The following is a 24,171-nucleotide window of genomic DNA, read 5'->3' as shown; positions in this document are numbered from 1 at the left end:
CGGCAGGGAAGGGATCCGGCGCGGGTTGCCCCGTGCCGGATCGTGTCTTGGCTCGACCGATCAGAGATCGGCGGCGGTGATCAGCTTGATGTCGGTCTTGACCCAGCCGGTGAAGGTCTCGCCGGCCATCTGGCGCAGGCCGTACTCGATGCCCATGGCGGCCATCTGGGCGCCGTACTGCTCGACGGTCGCCAGCATCTTGCCGTCCTTGATCAGCGGTTGCACGGCCGGGATGTTGTCGAAGCCGACCACCTTGATCTTGCCCGAGAGACCAGCGCTGTCGAGCGCCTTGACGACGCCGAGGGCCATGGAGTCGTTGGCGGCCATGACGCCCTGGATGTCGTTGTACTTGGTGAGGAAGTTGGTCATCAGCGTGTTGGCTTCCTCGGTCTCCCAGTGGGCCGTCTTGCTGTCGAGCAACTGCAGCTTGCCGGCGGCGACGGCGTCGTCGAAGCCCTTCTTGCGCTGCTGGGCGTTGTCGGCCTCCGGATTGCCTTCCAGGATGACCACCTTGCCGCCTTCGCCGAGCTCCTTGGCCAGCGCATTGCCGGCGAGAAGAGCGCCTTCGCGGTTGTCCGGGCCGAAGAAGGCGAGGTCGATGCCGGCCTTCTTCTTGGCTTCCTGATCGAGCTCGACGTCGATGTTGATGACGGCGACGCCAGCCTTTACGGCCTTGGCGAGCGGGGTGACCATGGCCTTGGAGTCGGCCGGGGCGACGACGATGATGTCGTATTTCTGGGTGACGAAGTTCTCGACGGCGTCAACCTGGGCGGCGAAGTCGCGCTCGTCCTTCATGCCGACGGCCTTGAAGTCGAACTTGTCCTTGTTCTCTTCCGCGTATTTCTCGGCGCCAGCCTGCATCTGCTTGAAGAACTCGTTGGCGAGCGACTTCATGACCAGCCCGACCTTGGGCTTCTTGCCGGCGGCGAACACCGGGGCGATGCCGGACACCAGAACCAGCGAGCCAGCAGCGCCGGCGAGCAGCAACCGACGACGGCTTACGCCAGACAGACTCCGCCCGTCCGAAGAAAATGAAGTCATTTTACCCTCCCAAGCGAACGTTTTCTTTGAGCCGGACCCAATGTACCGGCCCGATGAAACGTTTCCAAATGACGCTACCAGTATAGGGCAACCGCATCAAGACGAGACAGGGCACTCCGACCAAAGTTGAGTGCTGGAAGAAAGCTTCGTATTTACAATGAAATACGCTGGGGTGCGCAGTGAGGTGAAGTGACGGCCGGTTTTAGCGCGGCGGAGCACAGGTTTCGCGCAGGGCCATCTCGCAAGGGAAGATGTGAGTCGTGGCGGCGTCGAGCGGCTCGCCACCGATCAGGAGGTCGATGGCGCAGTTGGCGATCGAGGAGACCGGCTGGACGGCCGTCGTCACGCGCGGAACCACCAGATCGGACACCAGGATGCCGTCGAAGCCGACGACCGAGAGATCGTCGGGAATGGCGATGCGGCGGTCGAAGGCGGCGCGCAATACGCCGATCGCCTGCTGGTCCGAGCAGGCGAACACCGCCGTCGGCGTCACGCCGTCCTCGGCGAGCAGCGCCTTGGCCGCCTCGCGCCCACCCTCGTAGTTGAACGGCGCCGAGACGATCCAGGCGGTGGGGTCGAGGCCGTCTTCGGCAAGGCGGGGCGCCATCACATCCATGAAGCCGGCGAGCCGCTCGCGGGCGACGAAGGAGTTCTCGGGGCCGGAGATGCAGGCGATGCGTCGGTGGCCGAGCGACACCAGGTATTCGGCCGCCATGCGCGCTCCGGCGCGATGATCGGCGGCGACGAAAGGATGGCCGGCAATATGGCGGTCGACGACGACAAGGCGCACGCCATCGGGATTGGCGATCGATCTGGCGCGGTTGCTGGGCACCACAACCACGCCCTCGACCTTGCTGCGGGCGAGGCTGGCGATCAGGTCGGCCTCGCTGTCCACCTGCTCGTCGGAGCTGGCGAAGAGCACGCTGTAACCGCGCTCCTTGGCGCGCAGCTCGATGTGCTGCATCAGATCGGCGAAGAAGGGGTTGCGCAGGTCGGGAATGACGACGCCGAGCGTGCGGTTGGTGCCGCGCCTCAGACTCTGCGCGGCAGCATCCGGCTGGAAGCCCAGCTCGGCGATGACCTCGTTGACGATGCGCTTCTTGGCCTCGGTGACCGACGGATGGCCGTTGACGACCCGTGACACCGTGCCGACGGACACGCCGGCCTTCCTGGCAACGTCACGGATGGTCGTGCGCGGTTTCACATCGGTCTCGGGGTTCGGTTTCGCCGCCTATGCATAACCGGACCGTGGTTGATTTCAACGTCGTTCTTGCGGATGCCAGCTCGCAGCCCGGGTGACTGCGCCTTCCCCGGCGGCCATCGGCCATCGGTAGATCACTTGGGTTGTGTTGTCGACCCAAAGCGGTAGTTTGACAATTCTGGGTAGAGGTGCGCGATGGATGGTTTAGCTTACAGGCTTCTGACGGCCGATGCGTTCGAGTTCGCCGCGATTTCCATCGTGGCCATGGTCGTGTTCGCGGGCGTTGCCGTGGGGCTCTACAGGCCGGCGTGGACCATGCCCCGCTCGGCCTATTTCTCGGCCTTGTGCGTTTGCGTGGCCGCCGGCCAACTGAGCTATCTGCTTCAGTATCTGTTTCTCGACGCCTTGAAGCAGCAGCAGGTCGGGCAACTTGCCTTTGCCTATGTTCTCATCTGGCTTGGCATCGGCGCCATAACCGGCGTCATTTCTGCCGGCCGGTCGCGGGACGCGTTCGGGACGATGTGGTGGTGGCCGTTGGCCTTCGTGCCGTTCGCCAACCTGACCTTGATATTCTATCCGTCACGGCAGGCTCGATCCAAAGGGACGGGCCGGCGGATCGCCAACATCGTGCTGGTGGTCTGCGGACTTGCTCTGGTGGGGCTGACCGCGAGCCTCCCCGCGCCCGGTCAGGACTACATCGATAGCGTCAGCGCCAGGGTTGAGACGGACACCGATCTTCGCGACAACGCCATGGTCTATGCCGTCGAGCACGACGGTCTGGAAGCGACGCTGAAGCGCATGATGGAAGGCGTGCCATTGTTCGACAACGAGCTTTCCAGAATGCTCAGCATCGAAGTTCATGGCGACGTCATCGTTGCCACGAGCGAAGTCAAGGACGAGACCTTCGATTTCGACGACGTGTGGCGAGACCAGAGTACCGAGAGGCTGTGTCTTTCCAAAAATCAGGCGATGCTCTTGAAGATGGGGGCCACGTTGCGAAACGTCTACCAGTCTTCGAGCGGAGAGACGCTGTCGGAACTGATCATCAACACCGAGACCTGCGACGCCTGGCGCGCAAGGAGGGAAAAGGCGTTCGTTGACGACATTCTGTCGATGAAACTGCCCAAGAAGGTCAGCGAGACGGTGGCCATCGTCGGCGCGACCTACGAGGACAGGACGATGACCCTTCGTTACGAGCTGACTGAGGTTCCTCCAGGTGACGCCTGGATGGCGAAGATCAAGGACAACATGTGCACCGAGGACAACTTCGGGGTCATGGTGCAGCTGGGCATGACGATCAGATCCCAGTTCGCGGAAGCCAAGGCGAATGGCAGCGTCCCGATTGGTGAGATCGTGGTGGATGCCAAGTCCTGCCCGGCCGATCTGCCTTGATGCGCTGATGCCCGGCGGCCACCAGATTCAAACACGGCGCCGCCGGCCTGCATTCACTTCCAACGAGCCTATCGGCTGGCCCTTCCTCAGGCCGTCGCGATGCGGCTCGTCCCCGGATCGGGCACGTCGATGCCCTCGGCCTCGTATTCGTTGAGCTTGTTCCTGAGCGTGCGGATGGAGATGCCGAGGATCTTGGCGGCGTGGGTGCGGTTGCCGAGGCAGTGGTCGAGCGTGTCGAGGATGAGGTCGCGCTCCACTTCGGCGACGGTGCGGCCGACCAGCGCCCGCGTCACCGCTTCCGCCGTCTGGGCGGCGCGAGCCGCCGGGTCGGCCGAACGCGGCACGCTCACCGCGCCTTCCATGCGGGCGCCGTCGGGCGAGCGGATGGCCTCGACGCCGATCTCGACGCCGCTGGCGAGCAGCACGGCCCGGTGGATGGTGTTCTCGAGCTCGCGGACGTTGCCCGGCCAGCGGGCGGCGATCAGCTCGCGCTTGGCGTCGGCGGCCAGAGGCCGCTCCGGCATGCCGTTGATCTCGGCATACTTGCGGCCGAAGTGCTCGGCCAGCGCCAGGATGTCGGCGGGGCGGTCGCGCAGCGCGGGGATCTTCAGGTTGACGACGTTGAGGCGGTAGAGAAGGTCCTCGCGGAAGCGGCCTTCCTTGACGGCGTCGGAAAGGTTTCGGTTGCTCGTGGCGATGATGCGGATGTCCACCGGCACAGGCTTGCCGCCGCCGACGCGGTCGATGACACGCTCCTGGATGGCGCGCAGGAGCTTGGCCTGCAAGCGGACGTCCATCTCGGAGATTTCGTCAAGCAGCAGCGTGCCGCCGGAGGCTTCCTCGAACTTGCCGACGCGCCGGGCGACGGCGCCGGTAAACGCGCCCTTCTCGTGGCCGAAGAGTTCCGATTCCAGCAGGTTCTCGGGAATGGCGGCGCAGTTGACGGACACGAATGGCTTGTCGACGCGGGTCGACTTGCGGTGGACGTAACGGGCCAGCACTTCCTTGCCGGTGCCGCTTTCGCCGGTGATCAGGATCGACGCCTCGCTGCCGGCCACCTGATCGGCGAGCTTCAGCACCGCCTGCATCGCCTCGTCGCGCACCACGAGGTCGCGGCTGTCGGCGGTGACGGCGGACAGCACGGCGGCGATCAGCTCGGCGTCGGGCGGCAGGGGGATGTATTCCTTGGCGCCGGCCCGGATGGCGGCGACGGCCGCCTTGGCGTCGGTGGCGATGCCGCAGGCGACCACGGGAACGTGGATGCGTTCTTCTTCCAGCGAGGTGATCAGCCGCTGGATGGGCAGGGACACGTCGATCATCACCAGATCGGCGCCGCGCCCCGAGCGCAGCGTCCGAAGCGCGGTGTCGATGGTGTCGGCCTGCAGCACCGAGGCACCCTTGTCCATGGCGATGCGGGTGGCGGCGGTGAGCTGCCCGTTGAGTGAGCCGACGATAAGAAGGCGCATGAGACTGTCTCCGATCAGCGGTCGGACTTGACGATTTCGGTCATCGTCACGCCGAGCTTGTCTTCGACCAGCACCACTTCGCCACGGGCGACAAGGCGGTCGTTGACGTAAATATCGATAGCTTCGCCCACCTTGCGGTCGAGTTCCAGCACGGAGCCGGGGGCGAGTTGCAAAAGGTCGCTGATGCCGAGGCGGGCGCGACCGAGAATGGCCGAAACGCGCACGGGGACGTCGAACACCGCCTCCAGCTCGGCGGCGGAGCGGGTGATCGCCTGATCGTCGGCGTCGTCACCCTGTCGGCGCTCGGCGACGTGAGATTCGAGGTCGATGCCCGAAGGTTCGTCGGCGGGGGTCATGTGGCGTCTCCGCTCGTGGAAGTGTGGTCGGCCGGCCCCTCGACCGGCAGGTGGCGGGCGATCGCCGCCTCGATGTCGGCGACGATGGCGGCGTGGTCGAGCACGATGCCGCCGTCAGCCCATTCGATACGGCAGTCGCCGCGCGCCATGCCGGGCTCGCCCATCACCACGAGGCGGCCTTCGAAGCCGCGATCGGAGACGAGGCGCTTCAGCTCGTTCTGGATCGGTTCGGCGTCGACGTCGGACAGGCGGATGACCAGGTGCGGCGCGGCCCGCAGCGGGGCGAAGCACTCTTCGAGCAGGGCGAGGATGCGCTCGCGCGGCTGCCGCTCGACGAGCGATCCGGCGATCTTGATCGCCACGGTCTCGGCGAGGCGCATGGCGTCGGCTTCGATGCGCACCCGCTCGGTGTCGAGCACGGCGAGGATGGACTGGGCGGCGCTGGCGAGGCGCTGCGCCTCGTCGGACAGGCGCGTGGCCTCGCGGGCGGTGCGATCGGCCGCCTGCGCCTCGGCGGTCTCCCGGCCGGCGGAAAGACCGCGTTCGTAGGCGGCGGCCTCCGCCTCGGCGAGCCGCTGAAGATGCTCCGGCTCGGGAATCATCACGGTCGCCGGCACGGCCTCGGCGCGCCCGGAGGGGGCCGAGAAGTCGTTGTCGAACAGGAAGCGGGCCGGTGCCGCCATAGGCGTAAACTCCTGAGCGCGAGACGAGGGTCACATGACCAGTTCGTCTTCGCCCTTGTTCTTGGAAATCATGATCTCGCCCTTGGCGGCGAGATCCTTGGCGAGATTGATGAGGGCTGCCTGGGCGTCGTCGACGTCGCGCAGACGCACGGCGCCCATGGCATCCATGTCTTCCTTCAGCATGGCGGAGGCGCGGGCCGACATGTTGGCGAAGAAGAAGTCGCGCACGCCCTCCTTGGCGCCCTTCAGCGCCATGGCGAGCTTGTCCTTCTCCACCTGGCGGAGCAGCGTCTGGATGGCGCCGGCGTCGAGCTTGCCGAGGTCGTCGAAGGTGAACATCAGCGCCTTGATGCGGTCGGCGGCGTCGCGGTTGTGCTCCTCGAGGGCGGCGATGAACTTCGCCTCGGTGTTGCGGTCGAAGGAGTTGAAGATCTCGGCCATCAGCTCGTGGGCGTCGCGGCGCTGGGTGTTGGTCAGGTTGGACATGAACTCGACGCGCAGCGTCTGCTCGACCTTTTCGAGGATGTCCTTCTGCACCGACTCCATCTTCAGCATGCGGTCGACGACTTCGAGGGCGAACTCGTCGGGCAGCTTGGCCAAGACGCGCGCCGCGTGATCGGAGTTGATCTTGGAGAGGACGACGGCGACGGTCTGCGGATACTCGTTCTTCAGATAGTTGGCGAGCACGTTCTCCTGAACGTTGGAGAGCTTCTCCCACATGTTGCGGCCGGCAGGGCCGCGGATCTCGTCCATGATGGCGTTGACCTTGTCCTGCGGCAGCACCGCGAGCAGCAGGCGCTCGGTGGTGTCGTAGTTGCCGAGAAGGGCGCCGGAGGACGAGACGCGGGTGACGAACTCGATCATCAGGTCGTCGAGCATGCTTGGGGTGATCGGCCCGAGCTTGGACATGGCGACGGACAGCTGCTTGATCTCGATCTCGTCGAGTAGCTTCCAGATGGGGCCGCCGTAGCGATCGCCGAGGGCCAGCATCATGACGGCGGCCTTTTCGGCGCCGTTCATCGCGCGGTGTTCGCCCTCGGAAGAGATGGTGAGCGTGTTGCCTTTGGCAACGAGCGCGGTCGGGGACAGAGCCATTTACGCGGGAACCTCCGACAGCCAGTTGCGAATGATGATCGCCGCCTCGTTGGGATTGTCGGCGACGAGATCGCCCACCTTGCGCACCTGATCGAGCTGCTGGGCGCCCTGCGCCTTGGCATCCTCGATGCGGGTGTCGGAGGGCGGGGCGGGTAGCTCGGCCGTTTCGGCGGGGGTCTCGAGCCCATCGGGGCCGAGAACCACCGGCTTGCCGTCCGGGTTGAGCACCACCGTCACCGCGCCGCGGCCGGCGGCGGCGGCTTCGCTCAGGGCCGAGGTGATGGCCGGCAGCGTTTCGGCGTCGATGTCCGAGCCGAGGATGCGGCGGATCAGCGGACGGACGGCGAAGAGAAGCACCAGGAGCGTCACCAGGATCAGCACGCCCATCTCGGCGAAGCGCATGATGTCTTCGCGCGAGAAGTCGAACATCGAGGCGGGCGTCGTGGCGAAGTCGGCCGGGGTGGGCGGGCTGTCGGCGAACTGCAAGTTGACCACCTGCAACTGGTCGCCGCGCTTGTCGTCGAAGCCCATGGCGGTGCGCACCAGCGCGGTGATCTGGTCGAGCTCGGGCTGCGCACGCGGCGCGTAGACCATGACGCCGTTGGCGTCGGGCGTGTAGCGACCGTCCACCAGCACGGCGACGGACAGGCGTTTGACGCCGCCGACTTCGGTCACCTGGGTCCGCGTGACCTTGGAAATCTCGTAGTTGACCGTCTCTTCGGTGGTCTGGGCATTGTCGGAGGTCTGCGAGGTGCCCTGGGCGTTCTGGCCCTGGTTGGCATTGGGAATCTGGTTGCCGGCCGTGACGGGCGGGTTGCCCTGATTGTCCTGGCTCAGCGACTTTTCCTCGCGCGTCTGGGTGGAGCGGACGACCTGACCGTTGGGGTCGTAGGTGTCCTGCGTTTCCTGGATGCGGTTGAAGTCGAGCTCGGCGGCGACGCGGACGCGGGCGCGGCCGGCGCCGACCACGCTCTCGACGATGTCGCGGACGCGATTTTCCACCTGGGTCTGGTAGGCGGCGGTGCGCTCGTCGGCGCTGGTGGCAAGGAAGGCGGCACTGCCCTCGTCGCCGCTGCCCTGGGCCAGCAGGCGACCGGTCTCGTCGACCACCGAAATGCGCGAGGGGTCGAGGCCGGGAACGGCGGAACCGACGAGGTGCTGGATGGCGCGGATCTGGCCGGGGTCGAGTGTGCCGCGCGTCTTTAGGACGATGGAGGCCGTGGGCTTCTGCTCGTCCTTCTTGAACAGCTGCTTTTCCGGCAGCACGAGATGGACGCGGGCCTGATCGACCTGCCGGATGGTGCGGATGGTGCGCGACAGCTCGCCCTCGAGAGCGCGCAGCGCGTTGACCGACTGCACGAAGGAGGTGGTGCCGAGCGCATCGGTCTTGTCGAAGATCTCGTAGCCCACGCTGTCGCCGGCCGGCAGGCCCTGCTGGGCGAGCGTCATGCGCGTCTCGTCGAGCTTGGTTTCGTCGACCAGGATGGTGGTGCCGTTGTCCTTCATCGTGAAGGCGGTGCCGGCCGAGGTGAGCTGCTGGGCGATGGCCGCCGAGTCGCCCATGCTGAGGCCGGTGTAGAGCGGCACCTGCTGGATGGCCGAGAAGCGGAGCACGATGAAGACGAAGAAGCCGATGAGGCCGAGCGCGACGGCACCCATCGCCGCCAGCCGGCTTGGCCCCAAGGTCTTCAAGAATTCTCCAAATCCACCCACACCGATTCCCCATTGTTCGACACGGCATGAATCGTCATCGCCGCCGTGGACCAACGCGGCAATTATTTCCACACGCTTATGGTAAACAAGTTATTAACGCTCGGCGGGCGATCTGGCGGGATTGGCGGAAATCCGCCGGAACCGGTTTATGAAGATTTGCATTATTCACGGCATTTTTTGCCGGGTGTGGTCAAAAAGTGTCGCAAAAGGCAAGGGCGGCCGATCCGTCCGGACCGGCCGCCCCTCGAAAGTGACGTTCTGAAGTCCCGCTCAGGGACGATATTGCTGAACGCGCGTGGCCCTGAGGCCGGCGAGCCCATGCTTGTCGATGGACTGCTGCCAGGACAGGAATTCCTCGACGGTTAGGGTATAGCGCTTGCAGGCTTCTTCCAGCGATAGGAGTCCACCGCGAACGGCGGCGACGACCTCTGCCTTTCGGCGGATCACCCAACGCTGAGTACCCTCAGGCGGCAAATCGGCAATCGTCAACGGACTCCCATCGGGGCCTATGACGTATTTTACGCGCGGACGCATCTGCTCGGTCATTCTACTCTCACACAAATCTGACCTTCAGGAGAGCATCCTAAATCAAGCCGTTTAAAAAACGCCTAATTCAATCGCAAGAATTCAGTAAGATTTTGAACGACTTGGAGAAAGCCCGATGTTTCCTGCGCTTTAGGAATTGGGCCGTTCGGTGGCGGAAAAGACCTGCGTTGCCCGTCGAATGATTAACGGACGCATCTTCTTTGCCATGTTCGCCGTATTTCCGCCCGAGGGGCGGTGGCATCATGCAACGAAGTCTGCTGACTGGGAAAACCACTTACTCGGCATGGCGGCGGACCTGGATCGTGGGTGGAGTGTTTCAGTCGCGGGGGACCCATGGACAACTGGTCGGTGCACTGGCTCGAAGCGTCGGGCGATCTGGAGCGCCATCGCGCGGCCATCCTGGATGGCTTCGAGGCGGCCTACCGGTCCCTCGCCGGCTTCGTCGCCCCTCCACGCCTCGACATTCTCGTTGAGCGGCTGGCGGGTGGGACGATCCCCGAATTGGGCATGGTGGGCCATGCCTATCGCGACACCCTGTTCGCGATGACCCTCGATCCCGACAATCCCAACTTCGAGCGCAGCCTTCGTGATGGAGCGCTTCGGCGCCAGATCCTTCACGAGGTCCAACACTGCATGCGCATGGCGGGGCCAGGGTACGGCTGGACGCTGGGTGAAGCCCTGGTCAGCGAAGGGCTGGCTGGACGGTTTGTCGTCAGGCTGCTCGGTAGCGATCCGGAGCCCTGGGAACGGGCGGTGTCGGGAGACGACTTGCGCAGCGCTCCCGTCGCATCGAGCCGGCTGGAGGAGGACGACTACGACCACGCCGCCTGGTTCCATGGACGGGGACCTTACCCGCGCTGGCTCGGCTACAGCCTGGGCTACGACATGGTCGGCGCATGGCTGGCCGAGGTCGGCGACGCCGATGCCGCGACATGGATCGACGTTCCTGCCTCCACCGTCATCGAGGCGGCTCGACGAAGCGGTCTGGTCTCATGAGTTGCGTCGCGGCGAGAGACAACGAAGCCGCCGTCGACGTCGATCGCCCACGGCGGCTTCTAAGGGATCGGAGTGCGTCCTGGATCACTCGCTCACTTCGGTCAGAGCCGACAGCGGGAGCAGGCGACCGTTGACCTTGATGTAGGGCTGGGCCGAGGAGGTGTCGACCGCCTGCACCTTGCCGGTGACCTCGGTGGTGATGCTGATCTTCTTGCCACTGTCGTCGACGCCGGAGACGGAAATCGAGAAGGGGCTGGTCGAGGCGCTGTAGTCGCCGGAGGGCGTGCCCTTGCCATCCCAGGTAAAAGTGTTCTGGCCAATCTCAAGATCGGTGGTGCCCTGGTAGACGACGGCGCCGTTCTCGTCGGTGATGGTGACGTTGGCTTCCTTGGCGGCGGCCGAGGAGTTGATGGTCCAGTTGGCCTCGCCACCGTTCATCTTGGTCGTGTCGGAATAGGCGGTCACCGACTTGCCGACGTAGTTGACGAGCTGGAGCGCGGCGCTGGAGGTCAGCGTGTCCATCATCGCCTGAAGGTTGGCGTTGGTCTGCATCTGCTGCTCGACCGCCGAATACTGGACGAGCTGCTGGGTGAAGTTGTTGACGTCCATCGGGGACAGCGGGCTCTGCGTCTTGAGCTGCGTGGTGAGCAGCGTCAGGAACGTGGTGTAGTTGGACGTCAGCGAGTTGGTCGCCGCCGAGGCGCTACTGCCGCTACCAGAGGAGGAACTGACACCAGAAACGCTCATGATGGTCTCCTGATACTCGATACTCAGACGCGGATATCAATGCGGCCGTCGCCCTGCGGGCGGTAGGCGCCGGGAACGATCGTCGCCCTGGCGTCGTCCTCGGCCCTGGTCCGGGCCTGGTTGTCCGCCTGGGCCTGACGGGCCTGCTGCTGTTGTTGCTGCTGCTGTTGCTGGTCCTGGCGCGCGAAGGCGGCGCGGTCCTGCTGGTTGCCGTCCTGGCGCATCGACAGGGACACCGAACCGTCCTTTACCTCGAAGCCGGCATCGCGCAGCGTCTGCTCGATGTGGCGCGTGTCGCGATGCAGCGCCTCGAAGGTGTCGCGGCGCTCGACGACGAGATGGGCCTTGGCGCTGCCATCGGCGGAGAAGTCGACCTTCACGTCGACCTTGCCCAGCTCGGCCGGGTCGAGGCGGACGGAGAAGCTGGTCTCGCCGGCCTTGACGTGGCGAACGATGGTCGTTCCGACGTCGTGGAGCTTGACCGCGGCTGCCGTGGCCGTCGCGGCGGCGGTGTGGGTCGTGGCGGCGACGGTGCTCGTCTGGGCGGCCGGCAGCGTGGCGGTCTGGGTGGTGCTGTCGGATTGGGTGGCGCCGGAGCTGACGTCGCGCATGCGATCGGCAAAGGCGCGGGCCGCGTTGGAGACGCCGCCCACCGTCTTGGCCTTGGCCAACCCGTTGTCGGCAGCCTGATTGGGGGCTGCTCCCTTGTCGCTGGCCGTGGTGCGCTCGCCGGAGGTTTCCGTCGGCTCGGTCTGCTTGTCGGCACCGGTGCTGGCGGCCGTGGGCTTGACCCCGGCGGCTGCGACGACATTGGCCGTGGCGGCGACTTCATCAATGGCGACATCGGCAGTCGCAGCGCCGGTGGCGGCGCTGGCCGCGACGGTCGGGGCATTTGACGGCAGCGTCGTCGGGGCGCGCGTCGTCGGGGTCTGCTGGACGCCATCATCGGCGGGAGCGGCATCGACATCGGCGCTGGCGGCCTGGGGCGCCGCGGGCTTGTCGGCGACTGCGGTCGGCTTGGCGGCGGCGGGCGCGTCGGTGCGCGGCGCGGCATCGACGACCGACGGCTTGGAGGTGTCGGCGACGTCGCCATCGACCGGCTGCGGTGCGGGAGCAGCCTTCGGCGCCTCGACGACCGGAGCGGCGGTCTTGGTCGCGGACGGCTGCGGGGCGGTGTCGACGGCGGGCGACGCCTTGGCGGTCTCGGTCGCCGGCTTCTGCGTCGATGTCATGTCGACGGTCGGCTTGGGCTGGTCGGTCGCCGGCTTTGCCGCGTCGGCATCGGCGGCCTGGGGCGGTACCGGCGCCGACTGTTCGGGCATCTTGGCCGTGGTCGTCACCACGGGTGCGTCGGCGACGGTCGTGATCGCGTCGTCGGCGGCGATGACGGCCGGACCGGTTGCGGCCGGTGCGACAGGGGCGGGTGCCGTAACGGCTGGGGCCGTGGCGGTCTGCGGCGCCGTGGCGGCGGCCGTTGCCTTGTCCATGGCGGCGGCCATGGCCTTGGCGGCTTCGCTCATCGGCTTGGCGGGCGTGTCGGCCTTGGTGGCGGAGGGAACGGCGTCGGAAGCGGCCGCTTTCGCGTCCGTCTTGTCACCGTCTTCCTTGGGCGCCGTGTTCGGCAGTTCCACCGTTTCCGTCTCGCTCGTGGCGTCCTTGATGGCGTCGGCGAGGGCCTGCTTGAACTCTTCGCCGGCGGTTGAGGCGGCGGGCGCTTCACTGGCCGGCTTGGCGGCGGCGGTCGCCGAGGCGATGGCGGCAGCGGCTTCGCCTTCGGCCTGCGGAGCGGCGTCGTCCGAGAAGAAGGTGGGCGCTTCGACCGGCACGGCGGTCGGCACGGCCTGCGCGACAGCGGCAGTCGTATCGGTCGCGGTGTCCTTGCTCTGGTCGGTGTCGACATCCTTGCTGGCGGTATTGGTTGTCTTGCGGACGGGCGCGGCGGCTTCACCACGATTGGCGCGCCGACCGGGCGCGGCGTCGGTTCGCTGCTCTGAGGAATTGTTCTTGCGATCCGCACGGTCGTCGCGATCGCTTCGGCGACTGGGCGTCGTGTCGGCGCGACGGCTCCCTTCGGTGCGATCGGTACGCTCTGCCCGGTCCGTGCGCTCGATCCGCTCGGGCCGTTGCGACGCGCTGGTGTCGCGGGCGGGCGGGGTCGAGGGTTCGCGGTCGGTCGCCTCGGCCACCATGTCGCGGAAGTCGTTGTCGACGCCCCGCGTGACGGCTGTGGCCGCCGTGGTCGACGGCGCCGGCGGGGCGGGCTGGGGAAGCGTCTGGACGGGAGCGACAGTGGCCATGGATGGATCCGTTACACGCAAGACAACTCGATCTGCCGTTATGTGTGCAAGCGGAGGGCCAAGTAGCCTGACGGCGAGGCGAGCCGTAACCTGTTGTAATAAAGCATATTTCTTCGCTATCCGCATATGGGCTCGCTGGGGGTGGAGTCCGTTTGGTCGGCAAGCTTTGCCGCTACTCGGCAGAATTGACCCAGCCATGCCGGCGCACCTCTGGAGCTTCACGAGCAAAGCGGCTATTAGGAACGAGTTGTGAGCGGAGCGGGCCGGAAGCGCCGGACCCAGCCATTCCGCCGGAAAGACGCCATGCTGAACTCTCTCGATCTCGAAGGCCGCCCTGAGGACACCCGTGTCGTCGTCGCCATGTCCGGCGGCGTCGATTCATCCGTCGTTGCCGGTGTTCTGAAACGCGAGGGCTACGACGTCGTCGGCGTGACGCTGCAACTCTACGATCATGGCGAGGCGATCCACCGCAAGGGCGCCTGCTGCGCCGGCCAGGACATTCACGACGCCCGCGACGTGGCGGCGCGGCTCGGCATTCCTCATTATGTGCTCGACTACGAGAGCCGGTTCCGCGAGGCGGTGATCGATCGCTTCGCCGAGAGCTATATCGCCGGCGAGACGCCGGTGCCCTGCGTCGCCTGCAACCAGACGGTCAAGTTCTCCGACCTCCTGGATACGGCGCGCAATCTCGGCGCCCAGGCGCTGGCCACCGGCCACTACGTGCGCTCGCGCCTCGTGGACGGGCATCGCGCCATGTATCGGCCGGTCGACCTCGATCGCGACCAGAGCTACTTCCTGTTCGCCACCACGCAGGAGCAGCTCGACTTCCTGCGCTTCCCGCTCGGCGGCCTGACCAAGCCCGAGACGCGGGCGATCGCGCGCGAGCTCGGCCTGGAGATCGCCGACAAGCACGACAGCCAGGACATCTGCTTCGTGCCGCAGGGGCGGTACGCCGACGTGATCGAGAAGCTGAAGCCGGAAGCGGCGGCGGCCGGCGATATCGTGCATGTGGACGGTCGGGTGCTCGGCCAGCACGCCGGCATCATTCATTTCACCGTCGGCCAGAGGAAGGGCCTGGGCGTCGCCACCGGCGAGCCGCTGTTCGTCATCCGCCTCGATGCCGCCAGTCGGCGGGTTGTGGTGGGCCCGCGCGAGGCGCTGATCACCCATCGCCTGACGCTGCGCGATCTCAACTGGATCGGCGGCACATCGCTCGATGCCGAGGCCGACAGCGGCCGCACGGTGTTCGCCAAGGTTCGCTCGTCGCGGCCGCCGCAGGCGGCGATGCTGGTCCGCCAGGATGGCCGGGTCGGCGTGGAACTGCTGGATGGCGAGCAGGGCATAGCCCCTGGCCAGGCCTGCGTCCTCTACGATGCCCCTGGCGACGAAGCGCGTGTTCTTGGCGGCGGCTTCATCGAGGCCACCGCGTCGCTGCACAGGTCGCTCGCGGCGGAGTAGGGGAGGGGCTCTGCAGCCCCATCCCCTTGTCAGGCGGTCTTGCGAACGCTGTCGATGAAGCCGGCCACGGTTGCCCTGAGATCCTGGGTGTGATCGGACAGGCTGACGGCCACCTGCTGCACCTTGCGGGCGGTTCCGCCGGTCGCCGTCGCCGAGCTGGCGACTCCCGAGACGTTCTGCGACACTTCGCGCGTACCGGCCGACGCCTCGTGGATGTTGGTGGCGATCTCGCGCGTCGCGCTGCCTTGCTGCTCGACCGAGGTCTGGATGCTGCGCGAGATGCGGTTCATTTCCTGAATGGTGGTGGAGATCGCCTGGATCGCTTCGACCGTGGAGGCGGTCACCGACTGCACCGACTGGATCTGGACGGCGATCTCGCCGGTGGCCCGGGCGGTCTGGTCGGCGAGCTGCTTCACCTCGGCGGCGACGACCGCGAAGCCCTTGCCCGCCTCGCCGGCGCGCGCAGCCTCGATGGTGGCGTTGAGGGCCAGGAGATTGGTCTGCTCGGCGATGGCATTGATCAGCTGGACCACCTCGCTGATGCGCTGGGCGGCGCCCGCGAGGGCGTCGACGCGGCTGTTGGCGTCGGTTGCCTGACCAACGGCCTGCGAGGCGATCTCGGCCGACTGCATGATCTGGCGGCCGATCTCGTCGACCGAGGTGTTCAGCTCTTCGGCGGCCGAGGCGACGGCGCCGACATTGGCCGAGGCCTGCTCTGAGGCGGAAGCCACCGCCGCGCTCTTCATGCTGGTGTCGTCGGCGCCCTGGGTCAGCACGTCGGAGGCCTTGTTCAGCTCTTCCACGAGGCCGAGGACGCGGTCGGTCAGGCTGGTCACGTCGAGATCGAAGCGCTGGGAGGCGCTGCGAATGGTTTCTGCGCGTTCGATCTGTTCGCGTTGCAGGACGGCCTGCTGTTCGGCCAGCGTCTCGGCTTGCTGCGCCTTGTCCCGGAACACTTCGAGGGCCTTGTTGATGGCGCCGATCTCGTCGTTGCGGTTGGTGTCGGGGATGGCGACGTCATAGCGACGCTCGATCAGCGCGTTGACGCTGCCCAGCGTCTGGACGAGCGGACGCCTCACCACATAGCGTGTCGAGAACAGGATCGCCGCCATCGCCGCGGCCAGCACCAGCACGCCGCTGAGCATGGTTTCGAACACGCTGGCGTAGACCGGATCGACGAACACGGCGCGCGGCACCTCGACAACGGCGGCCCAGGTGGTGTTCATGCCCGGCGCGGAGAAGGGATAGACGATGCGTGTGGACCCGTCGTCGAAGCCGGATATGGTGTGCATCTTGCCGTCGGCTAGCGCGGCCTTGATGTCGGCCTCGCCGATTCCGGCGTAAGGCTTCATCAGGGAATCGGCGTCCGGCGGAACCAGCCAGTTGCCGGCGTTGGAGATGAGCATCACCCGCCCCCCTTCGAAGGGACGCATGGCGCTGAGGCTCGAGGCGAGATTGTCGAGCTTGATGTCGACGCCGGCCAGCGCAACGATCTTGCCGTCGAGACGCATCGGAACGGTGATCGAGGTGATCAGGTCCTTCTGCTCGGACTGATAGGGCTCGGAGATCAGACTCTTGCCGGCGGCGAGCGGGGCGGCGTACCAGCCGGCCTTCGGATCGACCGTGAAGGTCGTGAACGACAGCTCGCCAGAGGCCGACTTGGTCCAGTAGGGCGTGAAGAGGCCGGCGTCGTTGGCGCCATCGGTTCCCTTGAAGAGCTCGCCCGCCGGACGGTCGGCGAGATCGCACATCCAGGCGCCGAAGACGTTGGGGAAGGCCGCCGGCACCGCCTTGATCATTTCGATGACGTCGGCGCTCTGGGTATTGCGCTTGACGGCGAGGCCGGACAGCGAAGCCGTCAGGGTCGCACCCGCCGAAACGGCCTCGGTGATCTGGTTTTCCGCGCTGCGGGCGATGCTGGCCGCCTTCTCCGTGGCCAGCATCATGATGTCGGCCTCGGTCCGGTGCGCCGCGTTCCAGGCCGTCACTGCGACGGATAGCACGATGCTAAGGCCGACCGTGGCTCCCGTGGTCAAGAGGAGGCGGGTGGAAAGACTGCCCTGGGTTCGCATCGCGGATCTCCAATTGGAAGTGATGCGATTTTAGGTTTTTCTAGGTTGAGTATTCGTAAACAAAGAAAACTATGAATATTGGATGACACGCGTGTAGGTGGTGAGCGAACTATTCCTGAAACCTATATTTTAGATGAATCTAGTCTTCCGGATTTTCCGTCGGCGGCCTGCCTTGTCAATAAAGCAAGGTCGACCGTAAAGGCCGGAGGGGGCTTTTACGGTCGCAAACAACGCTCGGACTGCCTGCGTTCAGCGCGAGGGCCCCTGCCGTTCGGCCGAGGCGGCCCAGATGTTGACGTTGAGGTCGGGAGCTCTGGCGTCGATCTCCCTAAGCTCCGCGTCTGAAAACTCGAGGTTTTTCAAGGCGCCGACGCAATCGACGACCTGCTCGGGCCGGCTGGCGCCGATCAGTGCCGACGTGACGCGGCCACCGCGCAGCACCCAGGCGATTGCCATCTGTGCCAGCGTCTGGCCACGCGCCGCGGCGATATCGTTGAGGGCGCGGATACGGGCAAGGTTGTCTTCATTGAGGAAGGCCGGCTTCAACGGCCCCTTGCGGGCGCCCCGGCTGCCTTCGGGCACTTCGCCCTTCAAATACTTATCGGTGAGCATGCCCTGGGCGAGCGGCGAGAAGGCGATGGAGCCGACGCCGAGCTCGTCGAGGGTGTCGAGCAAGCCGTCCTCCTCCACCCAGCGATTGATCATCGAGTAGCTGGGCTGGTGGATGAGGCAGGGCGTGCCGAGCGACTTGAGGATGGCGACGGCTTCGCGCGTGCGCTTGGAATTGTAGGAGGAGATGCCGACGTAGAGTGCGCGTCCGGAGCGGACGATATGGTCGAGCGCGCCCATGGTTTCCTCGAGCGGCGTCTCGGGGTCGAAGCGGTGCGAATAGAAGATGTCGACATAGTCGAGACCCATCCGCTTCAGGCTCTGGTCGAGCGAGGCGATCAGGTACTTGCGGCTGCCCCACTCGCCATAGGGGCCGGGCCACATGCCGTAGCCGGCCTTGGTGGAGACGATCATCTGGTCGCGATAGGGCCGGAAGTCGCTGGCGATGAGTTTGCCGAAAGCCTCCTCGGCGGTGCCGGGCGGCGGGCCGTAGTTGTTGGCAAGGTCGAAGTGGGTGATGCCGAGGTCGAAGGCCGTGCGGCAAATGGCGCGGCCCCGCTCGATGGGGGCATTCTCGCCGAAATTCTGCCAGAGACCGAGCGAAATGGCTGGCAGCTTAAGGCCGGACCGCCCGACGCGGCGATAGATCATGTCGTCGTAACGGGTTGCCGCTGCTTCATAGGCCATCGTGTCGCTCCCTCGCTTGCTACGCGGTTATAGAACCGCGAGCAAGCGAGGGGCAACAGAAGGCTTAGCGGCCGTCGCGCTGGCCGCGACCCTCGGGACGGCGCTTCAGGCCTTCGCGGCCGCCGGCGAGGAAGCCGACGCGGCCAAGGGTTTCCTCGGCCGCTCCGGTATCCCGGTGGATGGGACGCTGCGAGGGCTTCGACTGGCCAGGTTTGCCATGGGCGGCGTGCGAGGGCTTGGCGGCGCCGGGCTGACGGGCCTTGGCGGCGGGCATGGCGTCGCGCCGCTGCTGCTCGGCCGAAACGGAGGGCGGGGCGGGGCGGCGGTTGTTGCGGTTGCCGGAGCGACCGCCCGGTTGCGGACGCTTGCCCGACGGACGCTCGGCACGCTCGGAACTGTCGCGCTCGGGCATCGCGATGGTGCCGCGACGATCCTCGGCCGGGATCTTCTGGCGGGTGACCTTCTCGATGTCCTTGAGATAGGGCCGCTCGTCATCCGAACAGAAGGAGATGGCGACGCCGGAGGCGCCGGCGCGCGCGGTGCGGCCGATGCGGTGGACGTAGCTTTCCGGGATGTTCGGCAGGTCGAAGTTGATGACGTGGCTGACGCCGGAGACGTCGATGCCGCGAGCTGCGATGTCGGTGGCGACGAGGATCTGCGTCGAACCGGCCTTGAAGGCGGCGAGCGCCTTTTCGCGCTGGGCCTGGCTCTTGTTGCCATGGATCGCGGCGGCGTCGACGCCGTCCTGGCCGAGCTGGCGGACCACGCGGTCGGCGCCGTGCTTGGTGCGGGTGAAGATCAGGGCGCGCTCGGGCTTTTCGGCCACGATCACGTCAAGCAGCAGCCGGCGTTTGGCGGCGGTCTCGACGTGAATCACCCGCTGCTCGACGCGCTCGACGGTGGTGGCGGCCGGGGCGACGGAAACGGTGATCGGGTTGAACAGCAACTCGCCGGCCAGCTGGCCGATTTCCTTCGGCATGGTGGCCGAGAAGAACAGGCTCTGCCGCGCCTTGGGCAGGTGCTTGACGATGCGACGCACCGGCTGGACGAAGCCCATGTCCAGCATCTGGTCGGCCTCGTCGAGCACGAAGATCTCGGTCGTCTCAAGCGAGACCATGCCGGCGGCCATGTGGTCCATCAGGCGGCCGGGGGTGGCGACGAGAATGTCGACGCCGCGCTTCAGGCGATCTTCCTGCGGGCGATGGCCGACGCCGCCGAACACCACGGCGATCGACATGTGGTTCATGTAGCGCGAATAGAGCTTGAAGCTCTCGGCGATCTGGGTCGCCAGTTCGCGGGTCGGCGACAGGATCAGGGCGCGGACGCGGCGCGGGGCGGCCGGCTTGCCCGGCGCAAGGCGCTGCAGGATCGGCAGGGCGAAGGCAGCGGTCTTGCCGGTGCCGGTCTGGGCGATGCCGAGAAGATCGCGACCCTTCAGAAGGTCGGGGATCGCCTGGGTCTGGATGGGGGTCGGGGTCTCATAACCTGCGTCGACGAGGGCGCGGTTCAGCGTGTCGGCAAGGCCGAAGTCGGAAAAGGACGTCAAAGGGAAATCTGCTTTCAAAACCATGCGTGGCCGCCGGCGGGAGGAGCCGGTGGCGTTCGCGGGGAGCAACCGGCCCCGCGTGATCGGGCCAATTATCGGTAGGAGGAACGGCCAAGGATCGAAACCGATCCGCTCACGCGGCCGAGATAAGGGGCAGCTTGCCACCCGTTGCCTTCCACATGAGGCCTGAGGGCAGAGAAGTCAAGGCGAGGCGGAACATGCGAGCCATGCACGTATCGCTCGCAGGAGGTCTTGCTTGCTGCTCAGGAGGGCGCATTGGGGTGTTGGTAGCGGGATTTGTGACCGAACTTGGTCATAGCCGATTGCTTAACTGCAATTGCTACTTAAAAACAATACAATTGTCTGTGATGCGAATCAGCCGACGGAATTTCGGTGTTTTTGTGTCGCCATTCCGCTGGGGAAGAAAAATGGAAATTGTCGTGAACGAGAAGCAGAGGCTGTTTCGCAGCGTTCCCACCTCGGAACGCGGGCTCACGACGAGCCGAACTGTCGGCAAGGTTCGCCCCTGGGTCACGACGGGCCGGGCGCTTCTCGCGTCGTCGTCGCTGACGCTGGCGGCCGTGCAGGCCGCGCAGGCTGCAAATACTGTTTTCGATAGTGGTTCGACGACGATTACCAGCCCCGACGCAATTACCGGCACCGACAGTTACGTTATCGGCGATACGGGGACGGCGACGGTTTCCGTCGTCAACCCAGGATCTTTGTCCTCCGATTATGATCTCATTCTGGGTAATCAAGCCACCGGTGTCGGGACATTGACCACCAGCGGCGTCGTCAACCTGACCGCCAACCGGATCTACATCGGTCTTGGCGGCGAGGGCACTCTCACGGTGACCGACGGGGGCACCATTACGGCCAGCGGCGCGAACCGAAGGGTTATTCTCGGCTGGCACGTGGGCTCCAAGGCAACAGTCAATCTTTCCGGCGCTTCGACAACCCTGACGGCCTACGACCTCGTTGTTTCCAACAGCGGAAAAGTCAAGATGACCGTCTCGGACGGCGCAAAGGTGACGACCGAGGATACCGTCTATGTCGCGTTCAACCCCTATAGCTCTGGTGTCCTGACGGTTACTGGAACTGGGTCGGAAGTGAACGCCAAGAAATTTAACATTGGAAACGAAGGTGACGGCACCGTCAACGTCAGCGATGGTGCCAAGGTCACGGTGACGACGGATGTCTCGATTGCCGAGCTCTATAGAGGCACCGGCACCATGACGATCAGCGGCACCGGGTCGTCCGTCACGTCCGACCGTCTCTATGTCGGCGGGACCGGCGAGGGCACCCTGAACGTTCTGGATGGCGGGAGCTACACCGTGACTGGCACCGGCAAGATGTATGTCGGTTATGTCGATGGGGGCACCGGAACCGTCAAGGTCGACGGCCCGGGTTCGTCAATCTCCGCTATCCAACTGGCTGTCGGCTGGAATGGTGCGGCGACGATGACCCTGTCGAACGCCGCCACCACGACGATCACGGGCGACGTCTTCATCGGTGAGTATGCGCCGAGCACCGGTACGCTGAATGTGACCGGCAGCGGTTCCAAACTGACTGCAGATCGCATCTACGTCGGCGACATCGGCACCGGCTATCTCAACGTTCTGAACGGTGGCATCGTCGCCACCACGGGCACCAGCAAGATTTATTTCGGCAACACTTCGGCGGGTGATGGGCACGGCACCGTCAGCGGCACCGGGTCGACGCTGTCGGCCGGCGAGATCAACATCGGCTGGAACGACGTCGGCACCCTGACCGTCTCGGATGGTGGTGCGGTCAGCTCGAACGCGGCAATCTCGGTGGGCTACAACTCCGGCGGCAAGGGCTCGTTGACGGCGGCCAGCGGCGGCACCGTGACGGTGGGCGGCGGTGCGGGCGTCATTCAGATCGCCCAGTTGGCCGGGTCTACCGGCGCGGTCAATATTGGCGCGGCGGCCGGAGAGGCGGCGGCGTCGGCGGGTACGCTGAACGTCGGGAGCATTTCCTTTGGCGCCGGCGACGGTACGCTGTTGTTCAATCATACCGACAGCAACTACAGCTTCGGCGTCGACGTGACCGGTTCCGGTACGATCCGATCGCTGGCGGGCGTGACCGGGCTGACGGGCGACTACAGCGGCTTCACCGGCGGGGTGACCGTCGATGGTGGCCTTTTGTCGGTGGATACGTCGAGCTTCACGAAGAACGCCTTCACGGTCAACAACGGCACGCTCAGGGTGACGAGTTCGGTGACGAGCACCGCCGATACGGTGACCATGAAAGGCGGATCGCTGTTCAATACCGGCTCGATCGACGGTACCCAGTATGGCGTCGTGTTCGCCAATGGCTACACAAGCTCCGTCACGACCTCCGGCACGATCGACGGCGACGTGGCGTCGATCCATTACGCCGGTGATGGCAACCGCCTGAACATCCTGGCCGGCGCCAGCTTCACCACCGTCGTCGACTATGCCGGAACGAGCGACAACACGACGGGCTTCTCCGAAGGCAGCTTCGTCGTGCCGATCGCCAACTATCTGGTTGGCAGCAACACCGTCGCGCTCGACAACAATCGCCAGACGATCCTCTACTCCACTCCCAACACCGCGTCGGGCACCATGACTGTGGTCGATACCGGTGCCTCCGCATCGGTTTTCAACACCATGCAGACGGTTAGCTCCACGATCGGCGCGACGGCGACCGACGTCTTGTCGATCGACGTCGATCGCAGCGTTTCCTCGCGCGTGGCCCTGGCCTATGACGACGCCGAGCAGAAGAGCGAGAGCCAAAAAGCCATTTCGACCATGGTCGGCGACGGGCTGGCGGTGGACCCGTATGGTAACCTGTTCTGGATGCGCGCTTTCGGCGGGGCCAGCTTCGACGACTACTCCGATACGTCGGCGAAACACTATGGGCTGGCGCTCGGCGTCGATCATGTCTTCGATCGGACGCGTATCGGCTTCATGGCTGGCATCGGGCAGCTGAAGAGCTGGACCGATAGCGGTACCTCCGAGGTCGATGGCAACACGGCCTTCGCCGGTTTCTATCTGCGTCAGCCTCTGTCGGGCTACATGCTCGATGCCTCTGTGATCGCCGGCGGCATCTTTTCCGACACGACGCGCGAGGTGAACTCGGGTACCGAGACTGCCCGTGGCAGTTATGATGGCTGGTTCGTCTCGCCGGAGATAGCCCTGTCGCGCGCCTATGTTCTGTCGGAAGGCTGGACGCTGACGCCACGCGGATCGGTCCGCTACACCTATGGCTCTTTCGAGGGCTACAGCGAAACCGGCTCGACGATGAACCTTACCTACGACGATCGGTCGGCGCAGGCCCTCCAGGGCGTGTTCGAGCTCAAGCTCAGCAAGGAGCACCGGTTCGATAACGGCAAGAGCGCCACGGTATCCTTCTCGGCTGCTGCGCTCGACACCTACAACCTCGGGGACGCCAACCTCAACGCGTCTATGTCGGGAACCGACTTCTCTGTCTCGACGATGGGCGATCGCAATCAGGTCGGCGGCCGGCTCGGCCTGGATGCCGAGTTCCATCTCGACGAGCAGACGTCGATGATGGTCGGTTTCAACGCCAGCCGCTATACCGACGACAGTTGGGCCTATGCGGCCAACGCCGGCTTCAAGCTGAAGTTCTGACGGCGACGGTTGCCGATGCGCGCCGGCGGCAAGCGAACGCCGGTTCGTTTTCGCGATGATGTGATGTGGGCGGGGGAGGGGAGCCTCCCTCGCGATCGGCGCGCCTTATGTCTCCGGCTCGCCGACGGCGCAGCCGGTCTCGCCCAGGCGGTCGCGGAGCGCCAGCAGGCGTTCGCGCAGGTTGGCGATTTCGCCCAACTCCGCGCCCATGGCGCACCCGAGTTCGACGGGTATGCCGGCCGCCTTGTCCGATAGTGCCCGTCCTTCCTCCGTGAGGTGGACGATCACCTGCCGCTCGTCCGCCTTGCCGCGACGGCGCGTCACGTAGCCGATCGTTTCGAGGCGCTTCAGAAGCGGCGTCAGCGTGCCGGAATCGAGCTTCAGTCGCTCGCCGATTTCCTTCACCGTCTGGCCGTCAGCTTCCCACAAGACCAGCATGACAAGATACTGCGGGTAGGTGAGGCCGAGCGGCTCCAGGAGCGGCCGGTAGGCCCTGTTGAGGGCGTGCGTGAAGGAATAGGCGGCAAAGCAGAGCTGATCGGAGAGCTTTGGGGCGCTGGTCATGGCGATCCGGAGTTGGAACCTTTTTCGGTCGTCGGCGTTCTCTTGCGAAAGCGAGGACCAATAT

18 protein-coding genes are annotated in these 24,171 nt (G+C 65.5%); 4 read left to right on the top strand and 14 right to left on the bottom strand.

Features of this window, described 5'->3' with window-relative positions; all coding sequences use genetic code 11:
* Window positions 1-60: 60 nt before the first annotated feature.
* A complete protein-coding gene (locus M4J40_RS05585) occupies window positions 61-1,041 on the bottom strand; it encodes a sugar ABC transporter substrate-binding protein (protein ID WP_251752757.1) in 981 nt (326 codons plus the stop codon).
* A gap of 202 nt (window positions 1,042-1,243) precedes the next feature.
* Window positions 1,244-2,245 carry a substrate-binding domain-containing protein gene (locus M4J40_RS05580; RefSeq protein ID WP_251752755.1) on the bottom strand — a complete coding sequence of 334 codons (1,002 nt, stop codon included), beginning with the start codon at window positions 2,243-2,245 and terminating at the stop codon, window positions 1,244-1,246.
* A 192-nt stretch (window positions 2,246-2,437) separates the two neighbouring features.
* On the opposite strand from M4J40_RS05580, the gene M4J40_RS05575 reads away from it, so the two are divergent.
* On the top strand, window positions 2,438-3,634 hold the full coding sequence (locus tag M4J40_RS05575; RefSeq protein ID WP_251752753.1) for a hypothetical protein: 1,197 nt from the start codon (window positions 2,438-2,440) through the stop codon (window positions 3,632-3,634).
* A gap of 86 nt (window positions 3,635-3,720) precedes the next feature.
* On the opposite strand, the gene M4J40_RS05570 is transcribed toward M4J40_RS05575, so the two are convergent.
* From M4J40_RS05570 to M4J40_RS05545, 6 genes are all read right to left on the bottom strand, one after another.
* Window positions 3,721-5,100: a sigma-54-dependent Fis family transcriptional regulator gene (locus M4J40_RS05570; protein WP_251752752.1), complete on the bottom strand. Its 1,380-nt coding sequence runs from the start codon at window positions 5,098-5,100 to the stop codon at window positions 3,721-3,723.
* Window positions 5,101-5,114: 14 nt separating this feature from the next.
* Window positions 5,115-5,456, bottom strand: coding sequence for a flagellar motor switch protein FliN (fliN, locus tag M4J40_RS05565; RefSeq protein ID WP_251752750.1), 342 nt, complete (start codon window positions 5,454-5,456; stop codon window positions 5,115-5,117).
* Window positions 5,453-6,139 (bottom strand): FliH/SctL family protein, encoded by a 687-nt coding sequence (locus M4J40_RS05560; RefSeq protein WP_251752748.1) that lies wholly within the window; start codon window positions 6,137-6,139, stop codon window positions 5,453-5,455. Before M4J40_RS05560 ends, fliN begins: the two co-directional genes overlap by 4 nt.
* 30 nt (window positions 6,140-6,169) lie before the next feature.
* Window positions 6,170-7,159, bottom strand: a complete 990-nt coding sequence (gene fliG / locus M4J40_RS05555) for a flagellar motor switch protein FliG (protein WP_251753181.1) — start codon at window positions 7,157-7,159, stop codon at window positions 6,170-6,172.
* 75 nt (window positions 7,160-7,234) lie between these two features.
* Entirely contained in the window at window positions 7,235-8,926 is a 1,692-nt protein-coding gene (fliF, locus tag M4J40_RS05550) for a flagellar basal-body MS-ring/collar protein FliF (RefSeq protein WP_311134073.1), read from the bottom strand.
* Between the two features lie 291 nt (window positions 8,927-9,217).
* Window positions 9,218-9,493, bottom strand: a complete 276-nt coding sequence (locus M4J40_RS05545) for a DUF1153 domain-containing protein (RefSeq protein WP_026784035.1) — start codon at window positions 9,491-9,493, stop codon at window positions 9,218-9,220.
* A gap of 333 nt (window positions 9,494-9,826) precedes the next feature.
* Here M4J40_RS05545 and M4J40_RS05540 point away from each other — a divergent pair, with 333 nt between their 5' ends.
* The gene (locus tag M4J40_RS05540; RefSeq protein WP_251752745.1) at window positions 9,827-10,489 is read left to right on the top strand and encodes a DUF2268 domain-containing putative Zn-dependent protease; all 663 of its coding nucleotides are present in this window, start codon (window positions 9,827-9,829) and stop codon (window positions 10,487-10,489) included.
* A gap of 84 nt (window positions 10,490-10,573) precedes the next feature.
* Here the strand turns inward: M4J40_RS05540 and M4J40_RS05535 are convergent, their stop codons facing one another.
* Both M4J40_RS05535 and M4J40_RS05530 read right to left on the bottom strand, forming a co-directional pair.
* The gene (locus M4J40_RS05535; RefSeq protein WP_251752744.1) at window positions 10,574-11,236 is read right to left on the bottom strand and encodes a flagellar hook assembly protein FlgD; all 663 of its coding nucleotides are present in this window, start codon (window positions 11,234-11,236) and stop codon (window positions 10,574-10,576) included.
* A gap of 23 nt (window positions 11,237-11,259) precedes the next feature.
* Window positions 11,260-13,533, bottom strand: coding sequence for a flagellar hook-length control protein FliK (locus M4J40_RS05530; RefSeq protein WP_251752742.1), 2,274 nt, complete (start codon window positions 13,531-13,533; stop codon window positions 11,260-11,262).
* A 303-nt stretch (window positions 13,534-13,836) separates the two neighbouring features.
* Between M4J40_RS05530 and mnmA the strand changes: the two genes are divergently transcribed.
* A complete protein-coding gene (mnmA, locus tag M4J40_RS05525; protein ID WP_251752740.1) occupies window positions 13,837-14,991 on the top strand; it encodes a tRNA 2-thiouridine(34) synthase MnmA in 1,155 nt (384 codons plus the stop codon).
* A 29-nt stretch (window positions 14,992-15,020) separates the two neighbouring features.
* Here the strand turns inward: mnmA and M4J40_RS05520 are convergent, their stop codons facing one another.
* From M4J40_RS05520 to M4J40_RS05510, 3 genes are all read right to left on the bottom strand, one after another.
* Window positions 15,021-17,063, bottom strand: coding sequence for a methyl-accepting chemotaxis protein (locus M4J40_RS05520; protein WP_251752739.1), 2,043 nt, complete (start codon window positions 17,061-17,063; stop codon window positions 15,021-15,023).
* 249 nt (window positions 17,064-17,312) lie between these two features.
* Entirely contained in the window at window positions 17,313-18,359 is a 1,047-nt protein-coding gene (gene mgrA, locus M4J40_RS05515; RefSeq protein ID WP_251752738.1) for an L-glyceraldehyde 3-phosphate reductase, read from the bottom strand.
* A 64-nt stretch (window positions 18,360-18,423) separates the two neighbouring features.
* Entirely contained in the window at window positions 18,424-19,905 is a 1,482-nt protein-coding gene (locus M4J40_RS05510) for a DEAD/DEAH box helicase (protein WP_251752737.1), read from the bottom strand.
* A gap of 428 nt (window positions 19,906-20,333) precedes the next feature.
* Here M4J40_RS05510 and M4J40_RS05505 point away from each other — a divergent pair, with 428 nt between their 5' ends.
* Window positions 20,334-23,543, top strand: coding sequence for an autotransporter domain-containing protein (locus tag M4J40_RS05505; protein WP_251752736.1), 3,210 nt, complete (start codon window positions 20,334-20,336; stop codon window positions 23,541-23,543).
* A 105-nt stretch (window positions 23,544-23,648) separates the two neighbouring features.
* On the opposite strand, the gene M4J40_RS05500 is transcribed toward M4J40_RS05505, so the two are convergent.
* Window positions 23,649-24,107, bottom strand: a complete 459-nt coding sequence (locus tag M4J40_RS05500; protein WP_251752735.1) for a MarR family winged helix-turn-helix transcriptional regulator — start codon at window positions 24,105-24,107, stop codon at window positions 23,649-23,651.
* Window positions 24,108-24,171 lie beyond the last annotated feature (64 nt).

It is taken from the genome of Pleomorphomonas sp. JP5 (assembly GCF_023721815.1).
Classification (GTDB): Bacteria; Pseudomonadota; Alphaproteobacteria; order Rhizobiales; family Pleomorphomonadaceae; genus Pleomorphomonas.
This window is presented reverse-complemented; position numbering and strand designations above follow the sequence as displayed.

Excerpts from the sequence above, each read along its gene's own strand:
- mgrA (WP_251752738.1), bottom strand. The coding sequence starts at position 18,359 with ATGGCCTATGAAGCAGCGGCAACCCGTTACGACGACATGATCTATCGC.
- fliG (WP_251753181.1), bottom strand. The coding sequence starts at position 7,159 with ATGAACGGCGCCGAAAAGGCCGCCGTCATGATGCTGGCCCTCGGCGAT.
- M4J40_RS05530 (WP_251752742.1), bottom strand. The coding sequence starts at position 13,533 with ATGGCCACTGTCGCTCCCGTCCAGACGCTTCCCCAGCCCGCCCCGCCG.
- M4J40_RS05560 (WP_251752748.1), bottom strand. The coding sequence starts at position 6,139 with ATGGCGGCACCGGCCCGCTTCCTGTTCGACAACGACTTCTCGGCCCCC.
- mnmA (WP_251752740.1), top strand. The coding sequence starts at position 13,837 with ATGCTGAACTCTCTCGATCTCGAAGGCCGCCCTGAGGACACCCGTGTC.
- M4J40_RS05540 (WP_251752745.1), top strand. The coding sequence starts at position 9,827 with ATGGACAACTGGTCGGTGCACTGGCTCGAAGCGTCGGGCGATCTGGAG.
- M4J40_RS05585 (WP_251752757.1), bottom strand. The coding sequence starts at position 1,041 with ATGACTTCATTTTCTTCGGACGGGCGGAGTCTGTCTGGCGTAAGCCGT.
- fliN (WP_251752750.1), bottom strand. The coding sequence starts at position 5,456 with ATGACCCCCGCCGACGAACCTTCGGGCATCGACCTCGAATCTCACGTC.
- M4J40_RS05575 (WP_251752753.1), top strand. The coding sequence starts at position 2,438 with ATGGATGGTTTAGCTTACAGGCTTCTGACGGCCGATGCGTTCGAGTTC.
- M4J40_RS05520 (WP_251752739.1), bottom strand. The coding sequence starts at position 17,063 with ATGCGAACCCAGGGCAGTCTTTCCACCCGCCTCCTCTTGACCACGGGA.
- M4J40_RS05570 (WP_251752752.1), bottom strand. The coding sequence starts at position 5,100 with ATGCGCCTTCTTATCGTCGGCTCACTCAACGGGCAGCTCACCGCCGCC.
- M4J40_RS05500 (WP_251752735.1), bottom strand. The coding sequence starts at position 24,107 with ATGACCAGCGCCCCAAAGCTCTCCGATCAGCTCTGCTTTGCCGCCTAT.
- M4J40_RS05545 (WP_026784035.1), bottom strand. The coding sequence starts at position 9,493 with ATGACCGAGCAGATGCGTCCGCGCGTAAAATACGTCATAGGCCCCGAT.
- M4J40_RS05505 (WP_251752736.1), top strand. The coding sequence starts at position 20,334 with ATGGAAATTGTCGTGAACGAGAAGCAGAGGCTGTTTCGCAGCGTTCCC.
- M4J40_RS05535 (WP_251752744.1), bottom strand. The coding sequence starts at position 11,236 with ATGAGCGTTTCTGGTGTCAGTTCCTCCTCTGGTAGCGGCAGTAGCGCC.